Origin of the sequence: Curtobacterium pusillum (assembly GCF_013359865.1) — a bacterium.
GTDB classification, from domain to species: domain Bacteria; phylum Actinomycetota; class Actinomycetes; order Actinomycetales; family Microbacteriaceae; genus Curtobacterium; species Curtobacterium pusillum.
Map to the genome: position 1 here is coordinate 1 of NZ_JABMCE010000032.1, position 21769 is coordinate 21769.

Sequence of the window (21769 nt, forward strand, 5' to 3'; positions counted from 1 at the left end):
CGTCGGCGGCGAGCGTCGTTCCCGCGTCGGTGGCGCTCGACGCCGTTGCCGCGGTCTCGAGTGCCGCGGCGAGCTCGTCAGCGCGCGCGGCCGCAGCGTCGGCGAGGCGACGCGCCTCGTCCGCCGCTGCCTTCGCTGCCGCCGCTGCCGCCCGTGCCTGCTCCACCGCGTCGCTCATGGCCACAGCATATGGAGGCGCGAGTCGCCCCGTCCGATCGGGCGAGGACTTCGACACGGCACGTGTCGATCGACAGGTGCTTCGTCGCGAACGCGTGGCAGACCCAGGTCGGCCCGGGCCGCGTGGAACGTATCCGTCAGTGCGTGAGTTCCGGCACCGTCCGCGGCCGGACGACCGCCCACAGGATCACGATCGCGACCGTGGAGGTGCACGCCATGACCGCGGCCATCGGCGTGGCGGTCGTGATGCCGATCCAGCCGACCACCGGCGAGATGATCCCGGCGACGCCGAAGTTCAGCGCGCCGAGGAGCGAGGCGGCAGTGCCGGCTTCTTTGCCGTGCGCGGCGAGGCCGATCACCTGGACGAGCGGGAACGAGAACCCGCAGGCGGCGATGAAGAACCACAGCGGGATGAGCACACCGACGAGCCCGGCGCCGAGCTGGTCGAGCACCATGATCGCGATCGCGGCGAGGAACAGGGTGCCGGTCGAACAGGCGAGGATCCACTGCGGGCCGACGCGCTGCGCCAGGCGGGAGGACACCTGCACGCCGATCACCACGCCGACGGAGTTCACCGCGAAGAGCAGCCCGTACTGCTGCGCGTCGAGCCCGTACAACCCCTGGAACAGGAACGGCGACGCGCTGAGGTACGAGAACAGGCCGCTGAAGACCATCGCCCCGATGAGCGCGACCCCCACGAAGATGCGGTCCGAGAACAGGGCCCGGTAGCGCTGCCCGATCGACGAGTGGCCGGCCTCGTGCCGACGGGCGGGCGGCAGCGTCTCGACGATGAGCAGGATCGACGCGAGCACCACGGCGGCTCCGTAGCAGGCGAGGAACACGAACACGCCGTGCCAGCTGACGAACCGGAGCATCTGCGAACCGATGAGCGGCGCGAGGATCGGCGCGAGACCGTTCACCATCGCCAGTCGGGAGAGCATCCGCACGAGGGGCTTGCCGCCGAACAGGTCACGGACCGTCGCCATCGCGACGACGCCGCCGGCCGAGGCGCCCATGCCCTGCAGGACGCGGAAGAGCGCGAGCACCTCGACGTTCGGGGCCAGGGCGGCCCCGATCGACGCCGCGACGTGCACGGACGTCGCGACGATGAGCGGGAGACGACGGCCGACCTTGTCGCTCCACGGCCCGACGAGCAGCTGCCCGATCGCGAAACCGAGCGTGGTCGCCGTCAGGGTGAGCTGGACGGCTCCGTCGGTGATCCCGAACTGGTCCTTGATCGACGGGAACGCCGGCAGGTAGAGGTCGATCGTGAACGGCCCGAGCGCGGTGAGGGCGCCCAGGACGAAGACGTAGACGAGTCGTTGGCTGCGGGAGAGCGAGTCTCCGGGGTGCAGGACGACACGGATCGAACCGGTGGTGGCGGGCGCGGTCACGAGCAGGGTCCTTCGACGGTGAGGAGAGAGGGGGAGGTGATCGCGGCGCCGATCGAATCGATTCGTCCGCGGGACCATCCTACGGGTCGCGCGCATGCGGTACCGTCGGATTGCCCGGTGCGGTCGGACTGTACGGCCGAGCGGAAGGACCAGAAGGGGGTGAGGGTCGTGGTGGATGCCCGGATCCTGCACACGACCGCTGCCCTGCGCGACGCGATCATGCGCCTCGCCGCCGACCGGCCCGTGTCCGAGATCACCGTCGCCGACGTCACGCGGGCGGCCGGCATCAACCGTGCGACCTTCTACTCGCACGCGGTCTCCCCCGGGTCGCTCCTCGCCGACGTGCTCACCCCGGAACTGGACCGCATCCGCGAGGACGACGCCGACGCACGGCGCACGGCAACCGCTCGTGGTGCGGGCCCCGACGAACTCGCGGCCATCACCCGGCGCAGCATCAGCGCGGTGGTCGAGCACGTGGTGGCGCACCGCGAGATCTACTGCAGGGCGCTCCCCGACCCGAACGACGCCTCGCTGCACCGGCTGCTCGTGGAGCACTTCACGGTCTCGAGCGCACAGCACATCCGGTCGCTCGACGCCGCACACCGACCGGAACTCCTCGACGACGTCGCGGCGGGGTTCGTGGCGCAGGGGTTCGTCGGCGCGATCGAGGCGTGGCTCGCCGGACCGCGGCGGTCACGGAAGGCGCTCGTCGACACGATCGTGCTGTCGTTCCCGACGTGGTGGAGCTGACGCTCAGTCCGTCGACGGCTTCTCGCCGCGCTGGAGCGAGCCGACCACGTCGACGGCGGCGCTGACCAGGTCGGCCTGGTCGTCCTCGGCCGGCACCCGGTAGTCGGCGGAGACCCCGTCCCCGCCGGTCCCGCTCGTCGGCAGCGGTTCCCCGAGGGACACCACCACCACACCCGCGTCGTGCGCGGTCTGGATCACCCCGGTGAGGGCCGACGTGTCGACGGCGCGCACCAGCAGGGCCTTCGCTCCCCGGTGGACGAGCTGGTCCACGGCGGTGCGCTGGGCAGCGGCGGCACCGTCGGTGGCGGCGACGCGGACGTCCGGCCGGAACCCGGCGGCGGAGAGCCGGCTGCGCAGGTCGTCGCCGAGCGAGTCCTCGCCCGGCTCGAGGACGACCCCGATGACGGCGTGCTGGTCGAACCCACCGTCGGAGCTCGTCAGGTCGGTGCTCTGGACCGGGGTGGGCGCAGCGGACGTCGTGCCCTGACACCCGGCGAGGGCGAGGGCCGTGCCGACGACGACCGCGGCGACGACGATGCGGAAGGACACGCCTGCCAGGCTACTCGGCGACCGGGACACCGGACGGCGCCGGGACCGGTCCGAGGCGACGGACGGCGGCGACCGCGAGCGCCGCGATGACCGTCATGCCGCCGAACACGAGCGGGAACGACACCGCCGCGTCGGCTCCGCCGGTGCCGATGAACAGCAGGCCGGTGACCGCGAGCCCGATCACGCTGCCCGAGGCGTCCGCGATCGTCAGGGCCGAGCTGGCGAACCCGTCGTCGCCCTCGCCGGAGAACCGGAGCGTCAGCATCGAGGTCCGCGGGTAGATCGCCCCCATGCCCGCTCCGCCGATGAACCAGCCGACGACGAGCAGCCACCACGGCAGACCCGAGGACGCCACGACGAACGCGGTGAGCAGGCTGACGAGCACGAGCGCCAGGCCGATCCCGAAGGTCCGGGTCGCGGTGAGCCGGTGCTCCCCCAGCCGACCGTGCAACCAGCTCGACCCGGCCCAGCTGAGCGCAGCGACCGTCAGGGCGAGCCCCGCCGCCGAGGCCGACAGGCCGTCCTTCGCCTGCAGCAGGAACGGCACGTACGCCTCGCTGCCGAAGAAGGACGCCGCGACGAGGCCGCGCAGCAGGACCACCGACGGCAGCCCGGGTGCGGCGCGGAAGGTGCCGGCGGGCAGCAGCGGACGGAGGGCGAACCACGTCCCGACCATGCCGACCGCCACGGCGGCGACCTGCGCGCAGGCGCCGAGGTCCGGTGCGATGTTGAGGAGCAGGATCGCCACGGCGGCGGCGACCGACCAGGCGATCCGGGAGCGCTGCCACCCCGGCCGGAGTCCGGGCGCGGGCGGGCGCAGGCGACCGAGCGTCGGCACGAGCAGCGCGAAGGCCCCGAGGGCGATCACGAGCGCCCCGGCGAAGACCCAGTGCCAGTTCCACACGTCCGCGACGATGCCCGCGAGCGCCGGCCCGATGAGCGCGGGCACGACCCACGCGGCTGCGAACCCGGCGAACACCGGGCCGTGCAGGTCCTCGGGGAAGATCCGGGCGACCAGCACGTACAGGACCACGTCGATCGCGCCGGCGCCGAAGCCCTCGACGAGTCGGCCGACGAGGAACACCTCCATCGTCGGCGCCACCATCACCACGGCGGTCCCGACGGCGAACAGGGCGGCGGACGTCCACGCCACGACGCGGCCGCCCGCGCGGTCGGTCCAGTTGCCCGCCAGGACCATGCCCGGCACGCCGGCGGCCAGGGGCGCTGCGAACGCGAGCGCGTAGAGGGACTCGCCGTCGAGGTCGCGGCTGATCTCCGGCATGATCGTCGTCATCGCCAGGTTCTGGAACGCGGCCAGGGCGACGATGGCGACCATGCCGACGGTGGCCAGGGCGTAGGGGCCGCTGAACAGACTGGTCCTCGGCGCCGCGGTGCTCACCGGATCATCGTAGGGGTGCGACCCGTTCAGCGGCGGTGCCCGGGGCCGGGCGGTCCGCGCGCCGCGTCAGCGGGTGAGCGCCTGCTGCAGGTCCGCGATCAGGTCGCCGGCGTCCTCGATGCCGACCGAGAGCCGCACGACGTTCTCCGGGACGGCGAGCTCGGTGCCCTTCACCGAGGCGTGGGTCATCTCGCTCGGGTACCCGATGAGCGACTCCACGCCGCCGAGCGACTCGGCGAGCGCGAACAGCTCGGTCGACTCGGCGAAGCGCCGCGCCGCTTCGGGCCCGCCGGACAGCGCGACCGAGAGCATGCCGCCGAAGCCGCGCATCTGTCGTGCGGCGACGTCGTGCCCCGGGTGGTCGGCCAGGCCCGGGTAGTAGACGCGCTCGACACCGTCCGCTGTGACGAGCGCCTCGGCCACGGCCTGGGCGTTCTGCGAGTGCCGCTCCATCCGGACCGCGAGGGTCTTGATGCCGCGGGTGGTGAGGAACGCGTCGAACGGCGAGGAGATCGCCCCGGCGCCGAACTGCAGGAACTGCACCTTCGCCGCCAGTGCTTCGTCCGCCAGCACGACGGCACCGCCGACGACGTCCGAGTGACCGCCGAGGTACTTCGTGGTGGAGTACACCACGACGTCGGCGCCGAGGGACAGCGGCTGCTGCAGGTACGGCGACGCGAAGGTGTTGTCGACGACGACGATCGCTCCGGCCTCGTGCCCGAGGGTGGCGAGCGCCGCGATGTCCGCGATCTTCATCAGGGGGTTCGTCGGCGTCTCCACCCACAGCACGGTCTCCGCCGGGGCTCCCTCGAGTGCACCGCGGACCTGGTCGAGGTCGCTCATGTCGACGACCACGAGGTCGACGCCCCACGGCACGTGCAGGCGGCTGACCAGCCGGTGCGTGCCGCCGTAGACGTCGTTGCCCATCACCACGCGGGCACCGGGGGCGAGCGCGGCGCGGAGCAGGGCGTCCTCGGCGGCGAGGCCCGACGCGAACGAGTACGCCGCGACGCCGCCGTCGAGGTCCGCGAGGAGCGTCTGGAGCGAGTCACGGGTCGGGTTGCCGGCGCGGGAGTACTCGTACCCGTTCCGCATGCCGCCGATGCCGTCCTGCACGTACGTGGACGTCAGGTGGATCGGCGGGATCACGGCGCCGGTGGGGCCGTCGGGCTCCTGGCCGGCGTGGATGGCACGGGTGCTGAACTCGGTCATGCTGGATGCATTCCTTGGTCGGGAGCGGACGGGGTCACTCGGACAGGTAGGTGAGGAGGTCGTGCCGGGTCAGCACGGTGACGGGCTTGCCGTCCTCGACCACGAGGAGCGCGTCGACGGTCTCGAGCGCGCGGCGGGCGGCCGAGACCGACTCGCCGACGCCGATGAGCGGCAGCGGGTCGCCCACGAAGCCGGACAGCGCGTCGGCCATCTTCGCGGCCCCGGTGAACACCTGCTCGAGCAGCGCCTTCTCCTCCACCGCGCCGACGACCTCGCCGATCACGACGGGCGGCTCTGCGCTGAGCACGGGCATCTGCGAGACGCCGTACTTGGTCATGATGTCGACGACCTCGCGCACGGTGTCCGCCGGGTGCGCGTGGACGAGGTCGGGCAGCCGGCCGTCCTTGCCCGCGATGAGCGAGCCGACCGTGCGCTCGTCGTCGGTCTCGGCGAAGCCGTACGAGCGCATCCACCGGTCGTTGAAGATCTTGCCGAGGTAGCCGCGGCCGCCGTCCGGCAGGAGGACCACGACGACGTCGTCCTCGGTCAGGTCGCGGGCGGCGCGCAGTGCGGCGACGACCGCCATGCCGCTCGAGCCGCCGACGAGCAGGCCCTCTTCGCGGGCGAGCCGACGGGTCATCGCGAACGAGTCGGCGTCGGACACCGCGATGATCTCGTCCGGCACGTCGGCGTCGTACGCGCCGGGCCAGAAGTCCTCTCCGACGCCCTCGACGAGGTACGGACGACCGGTGCCGCCCGAGTACACGGAGCCCTCGGGGTCGGCGCCGACGATGCGGACGCGCCCCTCGGACACCTCCTTCAGGAAGCGGCCGGTGCCGGAGATCGTGCCGCCCGTGCCGACGCCGGCGACGAAGTGGGTGACGCGCTGCTCGGTGTCGCGCCAGATCTCCGGACCGGTCGTCTCGTAGTGGCTGCGCGGACCGTTCGGGTTCGCGTACTGGTTCGGCTTGTAGGCGCCCGGGATCTCGCGGACGAGCCGGTCGGACACCGAGTAGTAGGACTCGGGGTGCTCCGGCGGCACCGCGGTCGGCGTGACGACGATCTCGGCGCCGTAGGCCGTCAGCACGTTCCGCTTGTCCTCGCCGACCTTGTCGGGCAGGACGAACACGCACCGGTAGCCGCGCTGCTGGGCGACGAGCGCGAGACCGACGCCGGTGTTGCCGGAGGTCGGCTCGACGATGGTGCCGCCGGGCTGCAGGTCGCCCGAGGCCTCGGCCGCGTCGATGATCCGGGTGGCGATCCGGTCCTTCGAGGAGCCGCCGGGGTTGAGGTACTCGACCTTCACGAGGACGGTCGCACGGACGCCCTCGGTCACCCGGTTGAGCTTGACGAGCGGAGTGTCACCGACGAGGTCGACGACGGAGTTCGCGTAACGCACGCGGTCGAGTCTAGGCGGCGGACACCGTCTTCTGCTGGGACTCGACGTGCGCGGACACCGCAGCCGAGACCTCCTGGCGCCGCCGGTCGATCACGTCGCCCATGTCCCGTGCGAGCGCCGGTGTGCCGCGCACGACCTGGTCCAGCGCGGTGGCGGGCACGACCAGCACCGCGACCTCGGTGAGGGCGACGGCGGTGGTGAGCAGCGCCTCCCGGGTCAGCGCCGTCTGCCCGAGGTAGTCGCCGGCCTCGACGCGGGTCGTGGGCAGCTCGGCATCCTCGAACGGGACCCGCAGGTCGACGCTGCCGGACAGGACGAACCGGACGGCGTCCGGGACGGAGCCCGCGGTCACGATCGTCTCGCCGGCCGCGTACCGCTCGAGCCGCACGAGCGGTGCCAGTGCGGCCGGCTCGTCGCCCGTCAGGTAGAGGGTCGGCGCGATCGACGCGAGGGCCGCGTCACGTCGCTCGTCGGTGACGAAGTCGTCGGTGGTGTCGCCATCCAGCCCGACGCCGGCGCGGCGTGCCGCGTACCAGAGCCACATCCGGAACTGGGCGAGCGCGACGCCCTCCTGCGAGGGCCCGCGGACCTCGAACGACACCCTGTACCCGGCACCACCGGTCGGCACGGCGACCGGCTGCGTGCCGGGGTACCGCTGCGGCAGCGCGGACGCGACCTGCTGCAGCAGCGCGACCACGGCCGTCGGCGGGTCGTCCGTCGTGAACGTGACGTCCGTCGAGACCGGGAACGTGCCTCCCGTCCGGCTGAGGTTCGTGAACGACGCCCCTGCCAGCGAGGAGTTCGGCATGATGAGGATGCCGGCGCCCGTGTCGATGTGCACCGACCTCCAGTTCACCTCCATGACCCGGCCACGCACGCCGGCGGCGTCGAGCCAGTCGCCGAGTCGGAACGGCTGCTCGAAGAGCAGGAAGAGACCGGCGATGACCGGACCGACCGCGGACTGCAGCGCGAGGCCGATCACGAGCGAACCGACCCCGAGCGCCGTGAAGATCCCGCCGACGTCGGCACCCCAGACGATCTTGAAGACCAGCGCCAGACCCAGCGCGATGAGCACGATGCGGGCGATGTCGACGAAGATCGACGGGATCTTCTCGCGCCACGTGCCCTTCCGGGCGTTCGTGAACAGCACGATGTTCAGCCCGTTCAGCACGAACACGATCACGAGGAACCCGAGCACGGTTCCGATGACCTGGTTCACCACGGGCCGGCCCGGGTCCACCGCGTCGGTGACCTGCACGGACAGGATGAGGATCGCGATGATCGGCACGACGGCGTTGCGCAGCAGCCCGATCACCTTGTGCAGCGGGTTGCTCCGGCGTTCGAGGGTCGACTGCAGCTCGGTCAGCACGAGCAGCACGAGCGGCAGGCCGACGATCACGCTGATCGCGGGCCAGAACCACGGCTGCTGCCAGAACGCGGTCACGACGCCGCCCCGACGCTTCGCTCGAGCTTCCAGATCCGCTGCGGGCCTGCCTGCGTCTGCACCTCGCCGGCGTCCTGCACGCCGGCGCGGTCGCCGAGCTTGTCGACCACCCGCTGGGTCGCGTACACGCCCGGCGCCGGTGCGTTGCCCTGCACCCGGTACGCCAGGCTCACGGCGTCGCCCCACATGTCGTAGACGATGCTCGACCGGCCGACGAGACCGCTCGTGACCTGTCCGGTGTCGATGCCGGCGCGGAGACCGATCTTCGCACCGTGCTGGGCGTTGAAGCGTTCGAGGACGCCCTGCGCCTCCTCCGCCCACTCGACCACCCGCCGGACGTTGTCCACCCGCGGGACACTCAGGCCGCAGCTCGCCAGGTAGCCGCTGCGGGTCGTGCGGACGCGCTCGATGCCGTGCCGCCCTGCCGCTTCGTCGAGGGACCGCCAGACGTCGTTGACGAGCGCGAGCGACTCCTCCGCCGTGAGCCCGGCGGCGAACTCGTCGAACCCGATGATGTCCGCGTAGACGACTGCGACGTCCTGGTGGTCGGCCGCGATCGTCTCGTCGCCCTGCTTGTACCGCCGTGCGACCTCCTCCGGCATCAGGGTCAGCAGCAGGGTGTCGTTCTGCCGGCGCTGCTCGTCGAGCAGGTCCTGCTTCACCTGCAGGCTGCGGCTCATGTCGTTGAACGCGACGCCGAGGTCGCCGATCTCGTCCCCGGCCTTCGTCTGCACCTCGACGCCGAGGTCGCCGGAACTCACTCGGTGGACCGCGGTCTGCAGGCGCCGGATCGGCCGGACGAACACCTGCGCGAGCAGCAGGGACAGCAGGCTGACGAGGACGATGATGCCGACGAGCGCGAGACCGATGTTCCGGGCGAAGTCGTTCACCGGGGCGAACGCCTCGGCCGTGTCCATCTGGGCGACCACGACCCACCGGAGGCCGTCGACCTCGAGCGGCGCGTACGCCGAGAGCACTTCCTTCCCGCGGTAGTCCGTCGAGATCACCGTGCCCGACTTCCCCTGCAGGGCTCGCACCACGGGAGTGGTGTTCACCTCCTGCAGGAGCACCGACCCCTTCACGGCCACCTGCCGCTTCGCCGTCGACGGTGCCGTCCCGGCCGCGACGACGTCCCGCTGGTACTGCGCCGGGTGCTCGATGAGCTGGCGCGGGTAGGAGCGCATCAGGTGGTCGGCACCGACGAGGTACGACTCCCCGGTGTCCCCGAGCCCGTCGGCCTTCCACTCGTCGTCGCCCGTCATCACCTGGTTGACGAGGTCGATCGGCACCTGGACCGCCATCACGCCGAGGACCTTGCCGTCCTCGCTCACCGGCGACATGACCCACAGCGTCGGCACGTTGAGACTCGGCACGTAGCGGGCGAAGTCGGTCACCACGAAGTCGTCCGAGCTCGTCAACTGCAGGGCCTGCTCGTACCCGCTCGCGAGGTTCGAGTCGCGGTACGGCCCGTCGTGCAGGTTCGTCCCGAGGTCCGCGCCGGAGTACGCCGAGTAGACGACGTCGCCGTCCGTGTCCATGAGGAGCAGGTCCTCGTACCCGGCGGACTCGACGGCCTGCTGGAAGTACGGCTGGTACTCGGCGTGCGCCTTCGACCAGGCGCTGCCGTCCCCCGCGTCGTCCTGGTCGATCGCCTTGTCGTAGTCGGTGAACGGTGCCGTGTACCGCGCCTGCAGGTACGCCTGCGGGTCCTCGGTCGGGGCGAACTGGTCCGGGTTCGCCGTCCCACCGTTCCGCGCGTCGAGCTGCGGTACGAAGCTGTCCCGGTACCACGACTCGACCTTCGTGTGGTCGTCGTCGGACACCGGGCGGGACTGCAGGTCGTCCCAGCCCGACTCGAACGCCTTCGTCGCGCCGATGACGCTCTCGTTGCGGGTCTGTGCGACGACGGTCTGGGTGAACTGTCCGAACGAGCGCTTCAGTTCCGTGATGCGGGACTCGCGCAGTGACGTCACCTGGTTGAAGGCGGCGTGCTCCAGGGAGTTCCGGCCGTTCAGGTAGCCGACGACGCCGACCACGAGGGCGGCGACGATGCTCACCGCGAGGAGCATCACGAGGAGCTTCGACTGGATGTCGAGCGATCCGCTCGCGAGGAACGTCCGCAGCCGACCCTTCCTCCGCGGCGCGTCCTCGACGACGCGGGGCGCGTCGGACACGGCAGGACCCGCCGACGGGATGGGATCGGACGTCGGTGGGACTGTGGTCACTTCGGACTCCGCTCAAGGGCACGGGCGTGGTGCGCTGTCGGTCCACAGCTACCACGCGAGCAACACACGTGTCAGCACCTCGGCAGGACATCACGCGGTGGGTGTCAGCCGAGACCCACCGGCCTGGAGGCGCGGTTCGGCGCCGCCACGCGCCTCCAGGACGGTCGCGGGGTCGCGCCCGTCTCCGGCCGCTCGCCTCAGCTGCCCAGTGCGTCCGCCGGCGCGTTCTGCTGGCGGTGCAGCATCGCGTAGGTGCCGTCGTGCGCCAGGAGCTCGTCGTGGCTGCCCTGTTCGACGATCCGGCCGTGCTCCAGCACGAAGATGACGTCGGCGTCCCGGATCGTGGAGAGCCGGTGCGCGATCGAGATCGTCGTCCGGCCGGCGGCCGCGTTGTCGAGGGCCGTCTGCACGACCCGCTCGGAGATGGAGTCGAGCGCACTCGTCGCCTCGTCGAGGACGAGCACCGGCGGGTCCTTGAGCAGCACCCGCGCGATCGCGATGCGCTGCTTCTCACCGCCGGACAGCCGGTACCCGCGCTCCCCCACCACGGTGTCGTAGCCGTCCGGGAACGACGCGATCGTCTCGTGGATGTTCGCCGCGCGGGCCGCCCGCTCGAGCTCCTCGTCGGTGGCGTCCGGCTTCGCGTACCGCAGGTTGTCGCCGATCGTGGCGTGGAAGAGGTAGGTCTCCTGGCTGACGATGCCGACGTGGCGCATGAGGTCCTCGTGCACGATGTCCCGGACGTCCTGCCCCGCGAAGCGCACCGACCCCTCGGTCGCCTCGTACAGCCGCGGCACGAGGTACGACACCGTCGTCTTGCCGGCGCCGGACGGACCGACGAACGCGGCGAACTGGCCGGGCTGCAGCTCGAACGACACCCCGCGGAGCGTCGGCTTGTCCGGTTCGCCGTCCGGGTACGTGAACGTCACGTCGTCGAAGGCCACGTGCCCGACGCGGGACTCGTCCACGGGTCGCGCCGTCGGGGAGTCGGTGATCGCCGGCTTGAGGTCGAGGTACTCGAAGATGCGGGCGAACAGGGCGCCGCTCGTCTGCAGGTCGAGCACGACGCGCAGCAGACCGACGGTCGGGAACAGCAGCCGCGACTGCACCGTCGTGAACGCCACGATCGTGCCCGCGGTGATCGGGACCCTGCCGATGATGAGGTACGCGGCGACGACGTAGATGATCGCCGGGATGATCGACAGGAAGATCTGCACGATCGCGAAGAACCACTGCCCGGACATCTGCTGACGGACCTGCAGACGGATCTGGTTGCGGTTCTCGGCGCCGTACCGCTGGGTCTCGCTCCGCTGCTGGTTGAAGCTCTTCGCGAGCAGGATGCCGGAGACGCTCAGGGCCTCCTGCGTGATCGCGGTCATGTCGGACAGCGACTCCTGCGTCTGCGCGGCGATCCGGGCGCGCACCTGTCCGACCCGGCGCTGCGCGATCACCAGCAGCGGCAGCAGGACGACGGCGACGAGGGTCATCTGCCAGCTGAGCAGCAGCATCGCGACGACGGCGGCGATGACGGTCACGGTGTTGCCGAGGACCGACGAGATCGTGTTGTTCAGCACGCTGGCGACACCGCCGACGTCGTTCTGCAGCCGGGACTGGATGATGCCGGTCTTCGTGCGGGTGAAGAACGCGAGCTCCATGCGCTGCAGGTGCCCGAACAGGCGCATGCGCATCGAGCCCATGACCTTGTTGCCGACGGTGGCGGTGAGGTACGTCTGCCAGACGCCGACCCCGGCGCTCGCGATCCACAGCGCGACCATCGCCCCGACGAGGCCGTACAGCACGGGCAGGTCCGGGCGACCCGACTTCGGGAAGAGTCCGAGGTCGAAGGCCTTCTGCGTCAGGAGCGGCGGCACGACGGAGATGGCGGCGCCGATGAGGACGAGGACGACCGTCAGGATGATCGCGTTGCGGTGCGGGACGAACAGCCCCGAGATGCGCTTGAGGAGGTGCGGGATCCGCGGCGCCTCGGCGTTGGCGGCCTTCTGCGCCTCGAAGTCGCCGCTGGAGATCCGTCCGCCGCCGCGCATGCCGCCTCCTCGCATCCCGCCGCCCATGCTCACGACGCGTCGCCCCTGTCCATGCTGCAAACCTAGCCCCGAGCCCGGACATCGGAGGGCACCGGCTCATTTGACCCTGTTCAGGGGGCATGCGACCATTTCCCGTCCCCTTCCCCGCACCACTCGAGGTCCCATGACGTCCGCGTCCACCCGCCCCACGTCCCTCCGCACGCAGCTCGCCCGCCGGAAGCCGATCGAACAGCTGCAGGCCGAAGCGTCGACGGGTGTGAACGGCGAACCGCTGCGCCGGTCGCTCGGCGTCTGGCACCTCACGATGATCAGCGTCGGCGCGACACTCGGCACCGGCATCCTCGTCGTGCTCGGCACGGCCGTCCCGCTCGCCGGCCCCGCGGTGTGGATCTCGTTCGTCGTGGCCGGCGTCGCCGCTCTGCTCTCGGCGCTGTCCTACGCCGAGATGGCCGGCGCGGTCCCGACGTCGGGATCGAGCTACTCGTACACCTACGCGACCATGGGCGAGGGCATCGCCTGGGTCTGCGGGTGGTGCCTCGTGCTGGAGTACGCCGTGTCCGTCGCAGCCGTCGCGGTCGGCGCGAGCGAGTACGTGGACGAGACGCTGCGGGTGTTCGGGCTGCACCTGCCCGCTGCGCTGTCGGCCCCTCCCGGCGAGGGTGGCGTGGTCAACCTGCCGGCCGCGGTCCTGGTGCTGCTCGCCACCGCGATCCTGCTGCCCGGCGCCCGTGAGAGCGCCTGGGTGAACACGCTCATGGTCATCGTGAAGATCGCGCTGCTCGTGTTCTTCGTGATCGTGGCGTTCTCGGCGTTCCGCGCGCAGAACTTCGCGCCGCTCGCACCGATGGGCACCGCCGGTGTCACGGTTGCCGCGTCCCGTCTGTTCTTCTCGTACATCGGGTTCGACGCCGCGTCGACCGCCGGCGAGGAGGCGAAGAACCCTCGCCGCGACCTCCCGCGCGCCATCATCGGTTCGATCGCCCTCATCACGGCGCTGTACATCCTCGTGGCGATCGCGGCCGTCGGCGCCCGCTCGTGGACGTCGTTCTCCTCCACCGAGGCGTCCCTCGTCCGGATCGTCGTGGACGTCACCGGCCAGCCGCTGGTCGCACTCGTGTTCTCCGTCGGCGCGGTCATCGCGATCGCCAGTGTCGTGCTCACCGTGCTGTACGGGCAAACCAGGATCCTGCTCACGATGGCCCGCGACGGCCTGGTGCCGAAGGTGTTCGGCCGGGTGTCGCACCGCACCGGGACCCCGATCGCGAACACCCTCATCATCGGTGTCGTCGTCACGATCGTTGCCGCGCTGGTGCCCCTCGGGGAGCTCGCCGACGCCACGAGCATCGGCACGCTCGTGGCGTTCGCCCTCGTGAACGTGTCCGTCATCGTGCTCCGTCGCACCCAGCCCGGGCTCGAGCGGTCGTACCGCGTGCCGCTGTTCCCCGTCGTCCCGATCCTCGGTGCGCTCTCCTGCGTGCTGCTCGCGGTGTTCCTCGGCATCGGCACCTGGATCGCGTTCGGCATCTGGATGGTCGTCGGCGCCGTGCTCTACCTGGCCTACGGCCGCCGCCACAGCACGTTGCGCTGACGGTCCGCGGGGCGGGGCGCGGGCGGCGCCCCACTCCGCGAAAGCGACAGATTCCCGCAGTACCCCGCCGGGAATCTGTCGCTTTCGCGGCTCGGAGGGCGACGTTCGGCGCACGAGTGTCGCTCTGGCGCACAGATCGCCACGACGGGGCGGCGGAGCGACCGCGACCGCGCAGCTCAACGACAGGGAACGCCGTGCGTCCGGAAGAGTGCCCGCAGCCGTTCCGGCTCGACGAGGTGTGACCAATCTGCCCGGACGACGCCACGGACCTCACTGCGCGAACGCAAGCGGTCCTCGCGCCGCTTCTCCGCCCAGAGCACGTCCCGCGCGTCGCGGCCGGCGAGCATCACCGGGTCCTCGTACTTCTGCCGACCGTCGAACTCGAGCACGAGGCCCTGGCGCGGCAGCCAGAAGTCGACGCGGTCGACCGTCCCGTCCGGGTACACGAACTCGTGCTGCGGTTCGAGGTCCGGACACCCGAGTTCGGCGGCGCGCGCGGCGAAGAAGGACTCCCCGACGGACTCGTGCCGCGCGTCCGCGATCTCGAACGCGTGCTCGAGCCGCACCGAACCCCACGGTCCGACCTCGGCGGCGACCCGTTCCAGTTCGCCCAGCGACACGCCGTTCCGCAGGGCGTGGTCGATCGCCACGACCGCGGCGGACAACGACCCTCGGCGTGCCGTCTCGACGGTCGTCCACACGAGGGACGCGTAGTCGATCCCCCAGTACCGGTACCCGGACGTCGCGGTGCTCCCGGCGTGCATCGTCAACCCCACGCGGTGCACGTCGTGCTCGAGCGACGGGACGATGGCGCGGACACGATCGGTCCAGCGGTCGATCCGAGGTACCCCGTGCAGCGCCGCCGCCGATTCGAACGCGAACACCGCGCCGGGTCGCAGCAGCGGTGCGACCGCCCGCATCCGGACGAGGTGCTGCGAACGGCCGTCGAGCTCCTCCCATCCGGCGCGGTCGACGTACACGCCGTGCCTGACCCGGACGAGCTCGTCAGCGGCGCGCCGCCGTTGAAGGTGGCGTGCGGCAGCTCGGTCGAGGCCGTTGGTCCGGAACAGGGGGATCGCGTTCGCAGGGTGCATGGCGGCACTCTGTCGCTCAGGGCGACCGTCGTGGCGGTCGCAGGCGGATCTGTGGACGGACCCCGCGCCTCCAGGCTGTGCCAACGGTCATGCCAAAGCGACTCTGCACAGTGAAGCCCGCCCGTGCGTACCGCCAAGGCGACAGATTCACGCCGGACCGAGGCGGCAATCTGTCGCTTTCGCGAACCGCCCCGCCCCGCCCGACCCAGCACCGCCCCGCCCCGCCCCGCCTCGCACGCGACGAAGGCCGCCGCCCCGAGGGGCAGCGGCCTTCGCGCAGAGTTGCGCAGTACTTACGCGAGCTCGACCGTGGCGCCGGCGGCCTCGAGGGCCTCCTTCGCCTTGTCGGCCGTCTCCTTGTTCGCACCCTCGAGGATCTTCGCGTCGGCGGTCTCGACGAGCGCCTTGGCCTCGCCGAGGCCGAGCGACGTGAGGCCACGGACCTCCTTGATGACCTGGATCTTCTTGTCACCGGCGGACTTGAGGATGACGTCGAACTCGGTCTTCTCCTCAGCGGCCTCGGCCGGGGCACCGGCAGCGGCCGGGGCAGCAGCGGCGACCGGGGCGGCCGCGGTGACCTCGAAGACCTCTTCGAACTTCTTCACGAAGTCCGAGAGCTCGATGAGCGTGAGCTCCTTGAAGGCCTCGATGAGCTCGTCCTGCGAAAGCTTCGCCATGATTTTCTCCTACTACTAGCTAGTACGTGTGGTTGTGGAACGCGTGCCCGATCAGGCCGCGGACTCCTGCTTCTCGCGGAGGGCGTCCACGGTGCGGACGGCCTGCGAGAGGGGTGCCTGGAACAGGTACGCAGCACCGAACAGCGAGGCCTTGAAGGCGCCGGCGAGCTTGCCGAGCAGGACTTCACGGGACTCGAGGTCGGCGAGCTTGTCCACCTCGGTCGCGGTGAGCGGGTTACCGTCGAAGTAACCGCCCTTCACCACGAGCTGGGGGTTCGCCTTGGCGAATGCACGCAGCGACTTCGCGACGGCGACGGTGTCACCGTGGACGAAGGCGAGAGCGGACGGACCGGCGAGCTCGTCGTCGAACGACGAGATGCCGGCGTTGTTCGCCGCGATCTTGGTCAGCGTGTTCTTCACCACGGCGTACGTGGCGTGCTCACGGATCGTGTTGCGGAGCTCCTTGAGCTGCGCGACCGTGAGACCGCGGTACTCGGTGAGCAGAACGGCGTTCGAGCTGCGGAAGGACTCCGTGAGCTCGGCGACCGCAGCTTCCTTGTTCGCCATGGTTCTCCTTGGGGGTTTCTTGCCGGCAGCCCCAGGCACCCACCACATGAAAAAAGCTCCGGCGCAGAGGCTCGGAGCTGCTCCCCCGCGAACGGAAGGAGTGGTTCGGAACACCTGCGCGGGCTGCCTCATGAGTGAGGACCTTCGGTTCCCGTGCGAGCACGCGAACGACCGGCGGTCTTTGGCTTCGAGAACTGTAGCAGATGCCGTGGACGCGACCAAACCCCGGATGGGAGGCGCGGTGCGGGCCCGCACCGCGCCTCCCGTCCGTCAGTCGGTCGCCGACGCCGACGCCGCGGACGTGGCGGACGTTGCGGGCGCGACCGAGGCGACCGTCGGTGTGGACGACCACGCGGCGGAGGCGTCCGACGGACCCTGCTCGGTCGGCAAGTGCACCGTGAACACGGTGTTGCCCGGCTCGCTCGTCACGTCGACGCTCCCGCCGTGCGCCTGCACGACCGCGTCCACGATCGCGAGCCCGAGGCCGGTCGACCCCGCGGTGCGGGAGCGGGAGCTGTCGGCGCGGGCGAACCGTTCGAACAGCTTCGGCAGGAACTCCGGGTCGATGCCCTGCCCGGTGTCCCGCACGGTGAGGTCGACGCCCGAGCCGGAGGCGGCCGGCGCGATCCCCACGGTGATGCGGGTGCCGTCCGGGGTGTGCGTCCGGGCATTCGTGACGAGGTTCACGATGACCTGGTGCAGGCGTGCGGCATCCCCGACGACGACGACGGGCGACGAGGGGACGTCGACCTCGATCGGGTGCTCCGGCGAGGCGGCGTGCGCGTCGTTGACGGCGTCGAGCACGAGTCCGGTCAGGTCGACGTCGTCGAACTGGATCTCGCGGCCCTCGTCGAGGCGGGCGAGGAGCAGCAGGTCCTCGACCATGGACGTCATCCGCATCGACTCGGACTCGATCCGGCTCATCGCGTAGACCACGTCCTCGGGCAGGTCCCCACCCATCCGCCGGGTGAGCTCGGCGTACCCACGGACCGACGCGAGCGGCGTCCGGAGCTCGTGCGAGGCGTCGGCGACGAACTGGCGGACCTTCTGCTCGGAGCGTTCCCGGGCCTGCATCGCCCCGGCGATGTGCCCGAGCATGCGGTTGAACGCGCTGCCGACCCGGCCGACCTCCGTGCGGGGGTCGGTGTCCGGCACGCGCACGTCCTGCAGGGCGTCGCTGCGCTCGAGCGGCATCCGGGCGACGGTGGAGGCGGTCTCGGCGACCCGTTCGAGCGGGCGCAGGGACCGGCGGACGACGACCGCGGCGACGACGGACGCCGCGACGAGGGCGGCGGCGACCACGATGATGACGACGAGGAGCAGCGACCGGACGCTGTCGTAGACCGACGTCATCGGGAGTCCGACGACGAGCACGGCGTTGCCGAGCACGGGGTTGTCGACCTGCACGGCGGCGACGCGGTACTTCCCGAGTGTGCCGCCGAGGTCCATCGTCGCGGGGTCCACCCCGACGCGCACCTGTCCGAGCCGGTTGAGCTGGCTCGACGTGAGCTGGGCGCGCGAGCTGTCCTCGTTGAGGACGATGCCACCCGCACCCCCTCCGGTGACGTAGTACGCGGTGAGCGTCCCGGCAGCCTGCCCGAGCGGCTGGAGCGCGTCGTCGTTCGGCCGCTGACCGTTCGGGTTCTGCTGCCCCTCGCCGAACTTCGTGCTGGCGCGGCTCGTCGCCTTCGACAGCTGACTGTCGATCGCTTCCGTCTGGATGGACGCGAGCGCGATGATGCTGCCCGCGCCGATCACCGCGCTGACGGCGACGACGAGGGCGACGATGCTCAGGACGAGCCGGCGCCGAAGGGTCACGAGGTCGGCTTGATGACGTACCCGACGCCGCGCACCGTGTGGATCATCGGGGTCTCGCCGGCGTCGATCTTCTTGCGCAGGTACGAGATGTAGATCTCGACGACGGAGGACTTGCCACCGAAGTCGTACGACCACACGCGGTCGAGGATCTGCGCCTTCGACAGCACACGGCGGGGATTGCGCATGAGGAAGCGGAGCAGCTCGAACTCGGTGGCGGTCAGCTCGATCGGCCGCCCGGCGCGGGAGACCTCGTACGACTCCTCGTCGAGCACCAGGTCGCCCACGACGATGCGCGAGTCCCCGGCCTCCGAGATGGAGATCTGCGAGCGGCGGATGAGGCCGCGGAGCCGTGCCACGACCTCTTCCAGCGAGAACGGCTTCGTGACGTAGTCGTCGCCACCCGCGGTGAGCCCGGTGACGCGGTCCTCGACGGAGTCCTTGGCGGTGAGGAACAGCACCGGGGTGTCGTCGTTGTTCTGACGGAGGCGGCTGAGCACCTGCAGTCCGTCGAGGTCCGGCATCATCACGTCGAGCACCATCGCGTCCGGCTTCCACTCGCGCGCGGTGGTCAGCGCGTCCTGCCCGCCGTTCGCGCTCTTGACGTCCCAGCCCTCGTAGCGGAGCGCCATGGACAGGAGGTCGGTGAGGCTGGCCTCGTCGTCGACGACGAGGATGCGCAACGGGGTTCCGTCGGCACGCGTGAGGCGCGGGGCTGCTGCAGGCTGGGAGATGGTCACGTCTTCGAGTATCGAGAGTTTCCTATGAGCCATCTGTGGAGGACCCCTCGGGCGTCTGTGGAATCCCGAGCACGCGTTCGGCGCACCCAGTCTCGCTTAGACAGCTCATAGGAAGGGGCAGTGCGGCGCATAACCGCGCTGTCTACGTTCTCCCCGTCGGCCCCGCCGTGCGCTCTGCACGGCCGGTGACCCCAGCCGGCCACCACCGAGGAGAACCATGTTCCTGACCTACCTCAGGCGCGAACTCACGAACCGCAAGAAGCAGACCGTCATCATCGCGATCGGCATGGCGCTCGCCATCGCTCTCGTGGTCATCGTGTCCTCGATCGCGGGCGGCGTGAAGGCCGCGCAGGCGAGCGTGCTGCAGTCCGTGTACGGCGTCGGCACGGACATCACCGTGACGAAGACCGAGACCCCGAGCTCGTCGAGCACCGGCCGCCCGAGCTTCGACTTCGGCAGCCAGAGCGGCTCCGGGAGCAGCAGCAGCGGGTCGACCGACCTCTCCCAGTCCCGCCTCTCGGTGTCCCGCGGGTCGAGCACCCTCAGCGCGTCCGACGTGAAGACCGTCACGGGCACGACCGGGGTCAAGGCCGCGACGGGCGTCCTGACCCTCGAGAACAGCACGTTCTCGGGCCAGGTCCAGCAGCAGTCCGACAGCAGCAGCTCGAGCGACAGCAGCAGCACCTCGACCCAGCAGGGTCCGCCGAGCGGCGGCTCCGAGGGCGGCGGCGGCTTCGGCGGCGGCTCGTTCAGCGTCGACTCGTTCACCGTGACGGGCATCCCGGTGTCCGGGGACGCCGTCGGACCGCTCACGAGCACCGAGCTGACGAAGGGCCGGACCTTCACCGCGAAGGACGCCGGCAAGGACGTCGTCGTGCTCGACGCGAGCTACGCGAAGAGCGAGTCGAAGGCCGTCGGGGACACCGTCGAGATCGGCGGGAAGGACTTCTCGGTCATCGGGATCGTCTCGTCGACCGGTTCGTCGTCGACCACCGGCTCGAACACGTACATCCCGCTCGACACCGCGCAGACGCTGGCCGACCTCGACGGCAAGGTCACGTCGATCTACGTCTCCGCCGAGTCCTCGTCGGACGTCAGCACGATCAAGACCGCGCTGCAGAAGAAGCTGTCCAGCGCGACGGTCTCCACCGAGTCCGACCTCGCCTCGAGCGTCTCGGGCTCGCTGAGCACGGCGTCGAGCCTCGTCTCGAACCTCGGCACCTGGCTGTCGATCGTCGTCCTCGCCGCGGCGTTCCTCATCGCGATCCTCTTCACGATCTCCGGCGTCACCCGGCGCACCCGTGAGTTCGGCACCCTGAAGGCCATCGGCTGGTCGAACGGCCGCATCACCCGACAGGTCGCCGGCGAGTCCCTCGTGCAGGGTGTCATCGGCGGTGTGATCGGCGCCGCCGCGGGCCTCATCGGCATCCTCGTCGTGAACGTCATCTCCCCGACGATCTCCGCGAGCGCCTCCAGCACCACCCGAGGCGGCGCAGGCGGCATGGGCGGAGGCGGCATGCCAGGCGGCGCAGCGACGGCTGCGGCCGGCAGCGGTACGACGGGCGGCGCCCCGGCCGGCGGCTTCGGTGGCGGCGGCGCGAGCACGGCCAGCACGACCGACGTGGTCCTGCACGCCCCGGTCACCGTCGAGGTCATCCTCCTCGCCATCGGCCTCGCCATCCTCGGCGGTCTCATCGCCGGTGCCCTCGGCGGCTGGCGCGCGAGCCGCCTCCGCCCGGCCGAGGCCCTCCGGAGCGTGGCCTGATGACCGGCCCCGCAACGGGGACCACCCCCGTCACCGAAGCCACCACCGCCGCACCGACCCCGAGCACGCGACCCGAAGGAGCACCCGTGACCAGCACCGAGACCGCACCGCCCGCGGCGGACGCGAGCCGCGCCTCCAGTCCGATGTACCGTCTGCAGAACGTCAGCAAGACGTACAAGCAGAAGAACCGGACCGTCACCGCCCTGACGAACGTCGACCTGACGATCCCGCAGGGACAGCTCGTCGCGATCCAGGGTCCGACCGGTGGCGGGAAGTCGACGCTGCTGCAGATGCTCGGCGCGCTGGACCGGCCGAGCGCCGGTTCGGTCCACCTCGGCGAGCGCGACGTCGCGAAGCTCGGCGACGGAGCGCTCACCGACCTGCGGGCGACCGAGATCGGGTTCGTGTTCCAGAGCTTCAACCTCATCCCGACGTTGACCGCGCTGGAGAACGTCGAGACCGCGTTCGCCGGGTCGCTGGCGAACCGCTCCCGGACGGAGATCCGCTCGCGGGCCACGGCCGCCCTGCGGGAGGTCGGACTCGGCGAACGCCTCGACCACCTGCCGGCGGAGCTCTCCGGTGGGCAGCAGCAGCGCGTGGCGATCGCGCGGGCGCTCGTGAAGAACCCGAGCGTGCTCCTCGCGGACGAGCCGACCGGTGCGCTCGACGAGGCGACCCGTGACGAGATCATGGGCCTCATCGAGAAGCAGTGGAAGGAGCGCGGGCTCACCGTCGTCATCGTCACGCACGACTCGTGGGTCGCGAAGCGGGCGGAGCGCCGGCTGCACATCAAGCAGGGGCAGGTGCGCGAGGTCTAGTCGCTTCCGTTCCACGGCCGGGAGGCACGGTGCGCGTCCGGCGCGCACCGTGCCTCCCGGCGTCGTCGCGTCCGGGGCGCGTGGCCGGCTGGGCCCCGCGGGCCCCGCGGC

General features: G+C 71.0%; 17 protein-coding genes. 4 read left to right on the plus strand and 13 right to left on the minus strand.

Annotation, left to right across the window (positions count from 1 at the left end):
• Positions 1-314: 314 nt before the first annotated feature.
• Entirely contained in the window at positions 315-1544 is a 1230-nt protein-coding gene (locus HP507_RS00705) for a multidrug effflux MFS transporter (protein WP_182516861.1), read from the minus strand.
• A gap of 186 nt (positions 1545-1730) precedes the next feature.
• Between HP507_RS00705 and HP507_RS00710 the strand changes: the two genes are divergently transcribed.
• A complete protein-coding gene (locus HP507_RS00710; RefSeq protein WP_175349964.1) occupies positions 1731-2321 on the plus strand; it encodes a TetR/AcrR family transcriptional regulator in 591 nt (196 codons plus the stop codon).
• 3 nt (positions 2322-2324) lie between these two features.
• Here the strand turns inward: HP507_RS00710 and HP507_RS18245 are convergent, their stop codons facing one another.
• The 7 genes from HP507_RS18245 to HP507_RS00745 form a co-directional block, all read right to left on the minus strand.
• A complete protein-coding gene (locus HP507_RS18245; RefSeq protein WP_175349965.1) occupies positions 2325-2870 on the minus strand; it encodes a substrate-binding domain-containing protein in 546 nt (181 codons plus the stop codon).
• 10 nt (positions 2871-2880) lie between these two features.
• Entirely contained in the window at positions 2881-4269 is a 1389-nt protein-coding gene (locus tag HP507_RS00720) for an MFS transporter (RefSeq protein ID WP_175349966.1), read from the minus strand.
• Positions 4270-4335: 66 nt separating this feature from the next.
• Positions 4336-5481, minus strand: coding sequence for a cystathionine gamma-synthase (locus HP507_RS00725; RefSeq protein ID WP_175349967.1), 1146 nt, complete (start codon positions 5479-5481; stop codon positions 4336-4338).
• 34 nt (positions 5482-5515) lie between these two features.
• Positions 5516-6880: a cystathionine beta-synthase gene (locus HP507_RS00730; protein WP_175349968.1), complete on the minus strand. Its 1365-nt coding sequence runs from the start codon at positions 6878-6880 to the stop codon at positions 5516-5518.
• Positions 6881-6890: 10 nt separating this feature from the next.
• Positions 6891-8324, minus strand: coding sequence for a mechanosensitive ion channel domain-containing protein (locus HP507_RS00735; protein WP_175349969.1), 1434 nt, complete (start codon positions 8322-8324; stop codon positions 6891-6893).
• Entirely contained in the window at positions 8321-10498 is a 2178-nt protein-coding gene (locus HP507_RS18250) for an adenylate/guanylate cyclase domain-containing protein (protein ID WP_175349970.1), read from the minus strand. The genes HP507_RS00735 and HP507_RS18250 overlap by 4 nt, the downstream gene beginning before the upstream one ends.
• A 248-nt stretch (positions 10499-10746) precedes the next feature.
• Positions 10747-12594 (minus strand): ABC transporter ATP-binding protein, encoded by a 1848-nt coding sequence (locus HP507_RS00745; protein ID WP_246328611.1) that lies wholly within the window; start codon positions 12592-12594, stop codon positions 10747-10749.
• A gap of 163 nt (positions 12595-12757) precedes the next feature.
• Between HP507_RS00745 and HP507_RS00750 the strand changes: the two genes are divergently transcribed.
• Entirely contained in the window at positions 12758-14182 is a 1425-nt protein-coding gene (locus HP507_RS00750) for an amino acid permease (RefSeq protein ID WP_175349971.1), read from the plus strand.
• A 176-nt stretch (positions 14183-14358) separates the two neighbouring features.
• Here the strand turns inward: HP507_RS00750 and HP507_RS00755 are convergent, their stop codons facing one another.
• From HP507_RS00755 to HP507_RS00775, 5 genes are all read right to left on the minus strand, one after another.
• Positions 14359-15276, minus strand: a complete 918-nt coding sequence (locus tag HP507_RS00755; protein WP_175349972.1) for a hypothetical protein — start codon at positions 15274-15276, stop codon at positions 14359-14361.
• 293 nt (positions 15277-15569) lie between these two features.
• Entirely contained in the window at positions 15570-15953 is a 384-nt protein-coding gene (gene rplL / locus HP507_RS00760; protein WP_175349973.1) for a 50S ribosomal protein L7/L12, read from the minus strand.
• Positions 15954-16004: 51 nt separating this feature from the next.
• The gene (gene rplJ / locus HP507_RS00765; protein WP_175349974.1) at positions 16005-16520 is read right to left on the minus strand and encodes a 50S ribosomal protein L10; all 516 of its coding nucleotides are present in this window, start codon (positions 16518-16520) and stop codon (positions 16005-16007) included.
• A 270-nt stretch (positions 16521-16790) separates the two neighbouring features.
• Complete coding sequence (locus HP507_RS00770) at positions 16791-18338, minus strand: sensor histidine kinase (RefSeq protein WP_175349975.1); 1548 nt, start codon at positions 18336-18338, stop codon at positions 16791-16793.
• The gene (locus HP507_RS00775) at positions 18335-19108 is read right to left on the minus strand and encodes a response regulator transcription factor (RefSeq protein ID WP_271207234.1); all 774 of its coding nucleotides are present in this window, start codon (positions 19106-19108) and stop codon (positions 18335-18337) included. The genes HP507_RS00770 and HP507_RS00775 overlap by 4 nt, the downstream gene beginning before the upstream one ends.
• Before the next feature lie 184 nt (positions 19109-19292).
• Here HP507_RS00775 and HP507_RS00780 point away from each other — a divergent pair, with 184 nt between their 5' ends.
• Together HP507_RS00780 and HP507_RS00785 are read left to right on the plus strand one after the other, a co-directional pair.
• Positions 19293-20840 (plus strand): ABC transporter permease, encoded by a 1548-nt coding sequence (locus HP507_RS00780; protein ID WP_175349976.1) that lies wholly within the window; start codon positions 19293-19295, stop codon positions 20838-20840.
• Positions 20841-20983: 143 nt separating this feature from the next.
• Positions 20984-21658, plus strand: coding sequence for an ABC transporter ATP-binding protein (locus HP507_RS00785; RefSeq protein ID WP_175349979.1), 675 nt, complete (start codon positions 20984-20986; stop codon positions 21656-21658).
• Positions 21659-21769: the final 111 nt, after the last annotated feature.

Coding starts and splice junctions, on each gene's coding strand:
- HP507_RS00725 (WP_175349967.1), bottom strand. CDS start 5,481: ATGACCGAGTTCAGCACCCGTGCCATCCACGCCGGCCAGGAGCCCGAC.
- HP507_RS00745 (WP_246328611.1), bottom strand. CDS start 12,594: ATGCGCGGCGGCGGACGGATCTCCAGCGGCGACTTCGAGGCGCAGAAG.
- HP507_RS00750 (WP_175349971.1), top strand. CDS start 12,758: ATGACGTCCGCGTCCACCCGCCCCACGTCCCTCCGCACGCAGCTCGCC.
- HP507_RS00755 (WP_175349972.1), bottom strand. CDS start 15,276: ATGCACCCTGCGAACGCGATCCCCCTGTTCCGGACCAACGGCCTCGAC.
- rplL (WP_175349973.1), bottom strand. CDS start 15,953: ATGGCGAAGCTTTCGCAGGACGAGCTCATCGAGGCCTTCAAGGAGCTC.
- rplJ (WP_175349974.1), bottom strand. CDS start 16,520: ATGGCGAACAAGGAAGCTGCGGTCGCCGAGCTCACGGAGTCCTTCCGC.
- HP507_RS00775 (WP_271207234.1), bottom strand. CDS start 19,108: ATGGCTCATAGGAAACTCTCGATACTCGAAGACGTGACCATCTCCCAG.
- HP507_RS00780 (WP_175349976.1), top strand. CDS start 19,293: ATGTTCCTGACCTACCTCAGGCGCGAACTCACGAACCGCAAGAAGCAG.
- HP507_RS00785 (WP_175349979.1), top strand. CDS start 20,984: ATGTACCGTCTGCAGAACGTCAGCAAGACGTACAAGCAGAAGAACCGG.